This is a genomic window from Paraburkholderia sp. Ac-20347 (assembly GCF_017104805.1).
Taxonomy (GTDB): domain Bacteria; phylum Pseudomonadota; class Gammaproteobacteria; order Burkholderiales; family Burkholderiaceae; genus Paraburkholderia; species Paraburkholderia tropica.
On sequence record NZ_JAAGPN010000643.1, the window covers coordinates 1 to 752 of the forward strand.

Annotated in this window: 1 protein-coding gene and 1 pseudogene; both read right to left on the reverse strand. The window is 71.9% G+C overall.

From position 1 onward, the window contains the following. Nucleotides 1–171, reverse strand: a 171-nt coding sequence (locus G3N97_RS39185) for an ATP-binding cassette domain-containing protein (protein ID WP_205998052.1), incomplete at its 3' end; no start/stop codon positions are given. Next, nucleotides 168–752: pseudogene (locus tag G3N97_RS39190) on the reverse strand (branched-chain amino acid ABC transporter permease); the annotation flags it as partial. The gene G3N97_RS39185 and the pseudogene G3N97_RS39190, both read right to left, overlap by 4 nt.

The following is a 752-nucleotide window of genomic DNA, read 5'->3' on the forward strand; positions in this document are numbered from 1 at the left end:
GCTCGCGCGCTGCTCGCCCGCGATCAGGCTGAAAAGCGTGGATTTGCCCGCGCCGTTCGGGCCGATCAGCGCGTGACGCTCGCCCGCGCGCACGTCGAGATCGACGCCGCGCAGCACGGGCGTCGCGCCAAAACGCTTTTCGATACCGCTCAGCCGCAGCGCGATCGTCATGGCCGCGTCTCCGGGCGCGCAACGTTCGCACCGAAGCGTGCGCGGCGCAGCGAGTACGCACGCCGTGCGGCCAGCCATGCGATCGCGCCCGATACGACGATCGCTACGCCGAGCGACCACTGCGCGTACGTGGACAGCGTGGCGAATGCGTTGGCCGACGCGTCGTCGTCGCCGAAACGGATGGCGTAGGCCCACTGCACCGCGAGCACGAATGCGAGCGTGCCGCTCAGCGCCGCGAGCAGCGCCAGGCACCACGGCGCGACGCAGGCTCGCCAGCCGTTACGCGCGAGCGTCGCGCGTTCGCGCGCGGCGAGGCCCGCGAGACCCTCGGGCGCCATCAGCACGACCACGATGAAAAACACGCCCACGTAGAGCATCCACGCGCGCGAGAGGCTCGCCACGCCGACGCTGAACGCCACCCACACGAGCGCGCCGAGCACCGGGCCGAAGAACGCGCCCGCCCCGCCCGTCACGGTCGCGATCAGCACGGCGGCCGAACGCATCATGCCGACGCTCTCGGCCGCGGCGAGTTCGACGTTGATGAGCGCGAGCGTGCCCGCGACGCCCAGATCGGACGAGCG